Consider the following 6,445-nt stretch of genomic DNA (forward strand, 5'->3'; position numbering starts at 1 on the left):
CGGTCTTGGCGTCGAAGGCAGCCTTCTCGTAGGCTGCCGCCTGCTGCGGGATCATGCCGGCGGAGGCCAGCAGGCCCGCCACCACGGCGCTTTGTTTCAGTGTCTCGCGACGAGTTTGCATGTGATGTCTACTTGTTGAAATGAAAGGCGGGAGAAAAATCAGGGGCGGATGTAGGCGTAGCCCTGCTGTTGCTTTTGCATCAGCTCCACGACGCCGGCCGGCACGTAGCCGATATCGGGCAGCATGTCGGCATGGGTGAGCTTCTGCGCCTTGAGAGTGTTTTCACAGGCGACGATCGGCATGCCGCCCTTGAGCGCAGCCGCAATACGCGCCGCCATCGGTGAGTCGCTCTTGAGCATGCCGATACCGGGACCGTAGACCACGATTTCCAACGCCACGGTGCTCGCACCCAGATCGCTGACCACATTCTGCGCATTGTTCAGTGCCAGCCCCCATTTCCCCGGATCGTTGTCGCTGACCTGGATCACCAGCTTGTTGGGCCTGTCATCCTTGGCCGCGGACTGCGCGCGGCTGGCAAAAAAGGCGCCGGCCAGCAGTGTGCCGGCAGCTGCAACGAAACGGCGTTTACCTGGAATATCTCGCATGCTTTTGTCTCCTGTCGTTTATGAATCGGGGATGGGGAAGGGAAGCCGGGCCGTCAGGCTGGCGGCTGGGAGAAGACGCGGTACGCAACGCCCAGCGCCTTCTTCTTTTCGGAAACCATGATCAGCGGGCGACCGTCGCGCCCGATGACCACCTGCCAGTGGACGTTGCCCCACCAGCCCTGGCCCTCCTTCAGGCTGACAGCCTGGTCGAAGGCAAAGACGGTGACGATGCCGCCCTTCTCGAAGAAGGTGGTCAGGTGGTAAGCCAGCCTGCCATCGATGTCGCAAGGGCGCATGAGTTGCGGATAGCCCGGGACGGGCTTGCTCGTCTCCAGGCCCAGTTGCGCGAGCAGGGTGGACGACTCCATGAAGCTGCCGCGCAGGGTGCGCTCGTAGTACTCGTGCTCGATGGCGCCACGCACCAGCTCGTTCGGACGGACGGCCAGCACGCCGCCCAACAGGGTGCCGGCCGCGAAAGCCAGCGCGCAGCAGGTCTGGAGCCAGCGACGCGAGTACCAGGGCGTATGACGGAACAGCGCGCCTGGCGGTTCGCCCGTTTCATAGGCCAGCGAGAGTTCCGCGCGGGCCCGCAGGTCAAAGTCGTCGTCGAGTTTCGGGTGCATGGGTCAGTTCCCTCGGTCTCAGATCTTGCGCAGCGGGGTGACCCGCCCGCTGACAGGAGCCGTGGTCTGGTCGTTCTCTCGGGGGGGCTGTGCCGGCATGACCAGGGCGCTCTTGAGCGCATCGCGTGCGCGCGCCAGCCGGGAGAGCACCGTGCCGGGCGCGATTTCCAGTGCTTCGGCAATCAGCGCCGTCGGCATGTCGTCGAAATAATGCAGCACTAGGACTTCGCGGTGGATGGGTGCAATACGGCTGAGGGCCTTGACCACGTCCAGCCGGTTGTCGATGCCGGCATCGGCTGCTTCACCCCACTGGTCTTCATCGCTGTCGTCCAGGGACACCGTGCAGGGCGGCAGGTGGCGGAAGATGCTGCGACGCATGATCTGGAACAGCCACGGCCGCACCAGGGCAAGGTCGCGCAGCTGGTCCCGGTGCTTCCACGCATTGGTGAAGCAGTCCTGCACCACATCTTCTGCAACGGCGCGCGATCCCGTCAGCGCCCAGGCGCTGCGCATCAGGAAACGGTAGTGATCATGAACCCACTGGTTGTAGCGGGCTTCAGATGTCAGGAACATATGCAAGAGAGCGCGAAACTGGCCCGTCTATTCCCGGCATATCCCGGAATTTGCTAGGGGTTAACCCGCGCGGCAGCCTAGGGGCGCATCAGGGCTTCGATCTCGTCGGCGTTCACCGGCACGCCGCGCGAGATCAGCTCGCAGCCGTCGGCCGTGACGAAGGCATCGTCCTCGATGCGTATGCCGATGTTCCAGTACTCGCGCGGCACGTCTTCGGCCGCACGCACATAGAGGCCAGGCTCGATGGTCAGGCACATGCCGGGCTGCAGGATGCGGCTGGGCCGGTCCTTGATGACTTCGCCGGAGAGCGGATCCTGGCGCTCGCTGAGCGTGCCCCGCTCGCTGGGTTCGACATAACTCCCGCAGTCATGCACATCCATGCCCAGCCAGTGGCCGGTGCGGTGCATGTAGTAGCGGAAGTAGGCGCGGCTGGTGATCACGTCGTCCACCGTACCCACCTTGTTTTTGTCCAGCAGGCCCAGGTCCAGCAGGCCCTGGGACAGCACTTTCACCGTGGCCTCGTGCGGCTCCACGAAGCGCGCGCCCGCATGGGTGGCCGCCACGGCGGCGTCCTGCGCGGCCAGCACCAGGTTGTAAAGCGCACGTTGCGGGCCGTTGAATTTGCCATTGGCCGGGAAGGTGCGCGTGATGTCGCTGGCGTAGCCGTCGAGCTCGCAGCCGGCGTCGATCAGCACCAGTTCGCCGTCGCGGATGGGCGCGTTGTCGGCGCGGTAGTGCAGCACGCAGGCATTGGCGCCGGCGGCGACGATGGAGCCGTAGGCCGGGTATTGCGAGCCGTGGCGGCGGAACTCGTGCAGCAGCTCGGCGTCCAGGTGGTATTCGCGCACATCCTGGCCCGCGCGCAGCATGCGCGCCGAGAGCTGCATGGCGCGCACATGGGCGCCGGCGCTGATCTGCGAGGCGCGCCGCATCACGCCCTGCTCGAAGGCGTCCTTGACCAGGCGCATCTCGTCGAGCAGGGCGCAGAGGTCGCGCTGGGATTCGGGGCAGAGTGCGCCATACCGCACGCGGGCGCGCACGGCCTTGAGCCAGCCGTCGATGCGACCCTCCAGGCCCGCGTGCGTGGCAAAGGGGTACCAGACCGTGGCCTTGTTCTCCAGCAGCTTGGGGATGCGCTGGTCCAGTTCGGTCGCCGGAAAAGCGGCGTCCACACCCAAGGCGGACGGAGCAGCTTCGGGACCGAGGCGGATGCCATCCCAGATCTCACGCTCCAGGTCCTTGGGCTGGCAGAACAGGGTGGTGTGGCCTGTGCTGGTGATGACCAGCCAGGCATGGGGCTCGCCGAAGCCGCTGAGGTAGTGGAAATAGCTGTCGAAGCGGAACAGATAGTCGCTGTCGCGGTTGCGCAGGTGTTCGACCGCGGTGGGCACGATGGCCACGGCGTCGGGGCCGAGCTGGGCGGCCAGGCGCGCGCGGCGCTGGGCGTAGAGGGCAGAGTTCATGGTGTCACGTTCTCGTTGAGTTGCGCCAGCCGCTCCGGGGTGCCGACGTCGGTCCACGGCCCCTGGTACAGCTCGGCGCTGATGCGGTGATTGTCCATGGCCGCACGCAGCATGGGGGCCAGAGGGGCTTTGATGCCGGGGCTGTTGCCGGACGGGATGTCGCACCAGGGACGGGCGAAAAACTCACGGCGATACAGGGCGATGGTGCTGTAGGTGTACTGCACGGCGGCCTTGTTCAGCGCCAGCAGGCGGCCGGGTGCGCGTGCATCGGCGGCGAGGCCGAAATCGCCCTTGGGGTTGTGCGGCGGATTGGGCACGAGCCAGAGGTGGGCCAGCTTGTCGCTGCGCGCGAAGCGCTGCACGGCCTGCATGGAAAAAGGGAAGCCGGGCGCGTAGACGTCGCCCGCCACGGTCCAGAAGATATCGCCCAGCAGCGGCAGGGCGCGCACGATGCCGCCGGCGGTTTCCAGTGCACCGCCGAAGTCCAGTCCCTCCCAGGAGTAGGCGATGTTCAAGGACTGGCCTTCGCTGCTGCGCGGCTCGGGGCCGAAATGCGCGGGGATCTGCTCGCCCAGCCAGGCCGTGTTGATCACGAAGTCGCGGAAACCCGCCGTCGCCAGCGCGTCCACATGCCATTGCAGCAGGGGCTTGCCCTGCACGGACAGCAGGGGCTTGGGGGTGGTGTCGGTCAGCGGGCGCATGCGCTCGCCGCGGCCGGCGGCCAAGAGCATGGTCTGGATGGGGTGAGAAATGGGATGCACAGCCGCACTGTAGACCAAGCCCGGGTGTCAGCCCGCGGCCCCTGCGAGAGCGTGAACAGGCGCTGAGGCGGGCCCGGTAAAATGCCATGCTTTCCTTGACATCCCCCTACCGGAGCGGCCTTACATGGCAAATACCCGACAGATGGCCAACGCAATCCGCGCGCTGGCGATGGACGCAGTACAACAAGCCAATTCCGGACACCCGGGCGCCCCCATGGGCATGGCCGACATGGCCGTCGCGCTCTGGGGCGAACACCTCCAGCACAACCCTGCCAACCCGCAGTGGGCCGACCGCGACCGTTTCGTGCTCTCCAACGGCCACGCCTCCATGCTGCTGTACGCGCTGCTGCATCTGACGGGCTACGACCTGCCCATGAAGGAGCTGAAGAACTTCCGCCAGCTCGGCAGCAAGACCGCCGGCCATCCCGAGACCGGGCACACCCCCGGCGTGGAGACCACCACCGGTCCGCTGGGCCAGGGCCTGACCAACGCCGTGGGCCTGGCCCTGGCCGAGAAGCTGCTGGCCAAGGAATTCAACCGGGCCGGCCACGACATCGTTGACCACCACACCTATGTCTTCCTGGGCGACGGTTGCATGATGGAAGGCATCAGCCACGAGGCCGCTTCCCTGGCCGGTGCCTGGAAGCTCAACAAGCTGATCGCCTTCTACGACGACAACGGCATCTCCATCGACGGCCAGGTCGCGCCCTGGTATGGCGACAACGCTGCGCTGCGTTTCGTGTCCTACGGCTGGAACGTGATCGGCCCTGTCAATGGCCATGACGCGGCCGTGGTGTCCGAAGCCATCGCCCGCGCCAAGGAGTCGGCGGACAAGCCCACGCTGATCATCTGCAAGACCGCCATCGGCAAGGGCAGCCCCAACCGCGCCAATACCGCCAAGGCCCACGGCGAGCCCCTGGGGGCCGAGGAAATTGCCCTGACGCGCGAGGCCCTGGGCTGGACGCACGGCCCCTTCGAGATCCCGGCCGAGGCCTACGGCGACTGGGACGCCAAGGCCGCCGGCCAGGCGCGAGAAGCTGCCTGGAGCGAACAGTTCGCCGCCTACACCGCCGCCTATCCCGAACTCGCCGCCGAGTTCAAGCGCCGCATGGCGGGCGACCTGCCCAAGGCTTTTGCCCAGGTGGCTGTGGACGCCGCCGTGGCGGCCCACAGCAAGGCCGAGACCGTGGCCACGCGCAAGGCCAGCCAGATCGCATTGGAAGCCTACACAGCCGCTCTGCCCGAGCTGCTGGGCGGCTCGGCCGACCTGACCGGCTCCAACCTCACCAACACCAGCCACACGCCCAGCCTGCGCTTCGATGCCGAGGGCCATGGCAACGGCGGCCGCCACATCAACTACGGCGTGCGCGAGTTCGGCATGGCCGCCATCATGAACGGCGTGGCCCTGCACGGCGGCTACATCCCCTACGGCGGCACCTTCCTGACCTTCAGCGACTACTCGCGCAACGCCATCCGCATGGCAGCGCTGATGAAAAAGCGCGTGGTGCACGTGTTCACGCACGACTCCATCGGCCTGGGCGAGGACGGCCCCACCCACCAGTCGGTGGAGCACGCGGCCAGCCTGCGCCTGATCCCCAATCTCGATGTCTGGCGTCCCGCCGACACGGCCGAGACCGCCGTGGCCTGGGCCGTGGCCCTGCAGAACAAGGCCAAGCCGACGGCCCTGTTGCTGAGCCGTCAGAACGTGCCCTATGCCCCCAAGAAGGACCTGGGAGACATCAGCCGCGGCGCCTATGTGCTGTCCGAGCCGGCCGACCTGGGTCTGAAGCAAAAAGCCCGTGCCGTGATCATTGCCACCGGCTCCGAAGTGCAGCTCGCGCTCAAGGCGCAGGAACTGCTGGCTGCCAAGAAGATTGCCGTGCGCGTGGTTTCCATGCCCAGCACCACCACCTTCGACCAGCAGAAACCCGCCTACAAACAGGCCGTGCTGCCCGCCGGCCTGCCGCGTGTGGCCGTGGAGATGGGCGTGAGCGACAGCTGGTGGAAATACGGCTGCGCCGCCGTGGTCGGCATCGACACCTACGGCGAGTCGGCCCCGGCCCCGGTGCTGTTCAAGCACTTTGGTTTCACGCCGGAGAATGTCGCGGACACGGTGCAGGCCGTACTGGCGAAATAGAAGGGCTCCCTCCCCCTCTGGGGGAGGGCAGGGGTGGGGGTACGGCGCGCGAAGAGCCCTCACCCTGACCCTCTCCCAGAGGGAATGGAAATGATTTTTTATCTAGGAGAAGACTCATGACGATCAAGGTAGGTATCAACGGCTTCGGCCGCATCGGGCGCAACGTGCTGCGTTCAGCCGTCGCCAACTTCAAGGACATCGAGATCGTGGGCATCAACGACCTGCTCGAGCCCGACTACCTGGCCTACATGCTCAAGTACGACAGCGTGCACGGCCGCTTCA

The 6,445-nt window shown here is 66.3% G+C and carries 7 protein-coding genes; 2 read left to right on the forward strand and 5 right to left on the reverse strand.

The features are described from left to right. Positions 1–159 precede the first annotated feature (159 nt). From ACYVH8_RS12835 to ACYVH8_RS12855, 5 genes are all read right to left on the reverse strand, one after another. Positions 160–606: a DsrE family protein gene (locus ACYVH8_RS12835; RefSeq protein ID WP_460489208.1), complete on the reverse strand. Its 447-nt coding sequence runs from the start codon at positions 604–606 to the stop codon at positions 160–162. A 53-nt stretch (positions 607–659) separates the two neighbouring features. Beyond that, positions 660–1,229, reverse strand: coding sequence for a hypothetical protein (locus tag ACYVH8_RS12840; protein WP_460489209.1), 570 nt, complete (start codon positions 1,227–1,229; stop codon positions 660–662). Positions 1,230–1,247: 18 nt separating this feature from the next. After that, positions 1,248–1,802, reverse strand: a complete 555-nt coding sequence (locus ACYVH8_RS12845; RefSeq protein WP_460489210.1) for an RNA polymerase sigma factor — start codon at positions 1,800–1,802, stop codon at positions 1,248–1,250. A gap of 77 nt (positions 1,803–1,879) precedes the next feature. Further along, complete coding sequence (locus ACYVH8_RS12850; RefSeq protein WP_460489211.1) at positions 1,880–3,265, reverse strand: aminopeptidase P N-terminal domain-containing protein; 1,386 nt, start codon at positions 3,263–3,265, stop codon at positions 1,880–1,882. After that, positions 3,262–3,996, reverse strand: a complete 735-nt coding sequence (locus ACYVH8_RS12855) for a nucleotidyltransferase family protein (RefSeq protein WP_460489212.1) — start codon at positions 3,994–3,996, stop codon at positions 3,262–3,264. Before ACYVH8_RS12855 ends, ACYVH8_RS12850 begins: the two co-directional genes overlap by 4 nt. A gap of 154 nt (positions 3,997–4,150) precedes the next feature. Between ACYVH8_RS12855 and tkt the strand changes: the two genes are divergently transcribed. Continuing rightward, positions 4,151–6,163 carry a transketolase gene (tkt, locus tag ACYVH8_RS12860; protein ID WP_460489213.1) on the forward strand — a complete coding sequence of 671 codons (2,013 nt, stop codon included), beginning with the start codon at positions 4,151–4,153 and terminating at the stop codon, positions 6,161–6,163. A 116-nt stretch (positions 6,164–6,279) separates the two neighbouring features. Continuing rightward, on the forward strand, positions 6,280–6,445 hold a 166-nt coding region (locus tag ACYVH8_RS12865), incomplete at its 3' end, for a glyceraldehyde 3-phosphate dehydrogenase NAD-binding domain-containing protein (RefSeq protein WP_460488903.1).

Source organism: Curvibacter fontanus, assembly GCF_054780335.1.

Coding starts and splice junctions, on each gene's coding strand:
- ACYVH8_RS12840 (WP_460489209.1), bottom strand. CDS start 1,229: ATGCACCCGAAACTCGACGACGACTTTGACCTGCGGGCCCGCGCGGAA.
- ACYVH8_RS12845 (WP_460489210.1), bottom strand. CDS start 1,802: ATGTTCCTGACATCTGAAGCCCGCTACAACCAGTGGGTTCATGATCAC.
- tkt (WP_460489213.1), top strand. CDS start 4,151: ATGGCAAATACCCGACAGATGGCCAACGCAATCCGCGCGCTGGCGATG.
- ACYVH8_RS12850 (WP_460489211.1), bottom strand. CDS start 3,265: ATGAACTCTGCCCTCTACGCCCAGCGCCGCGCGCGCCTGGCCGCCCAG.
- ACYVH8_RS12855 (WP_460489212.1), bottom strand. CDS start 3,996: ATGCTCTTGGCCGCCGGCCGCGGCGAGCGCATGCGCCCGCTGACCGAC.
- ACYVH8_RS12835 (WP_460489208.1), bottom strand. CDS start 606: ATGCGAGATATTCCAGGTAAACGCCGTTTCGTTGCAGCTGCCGGCACA.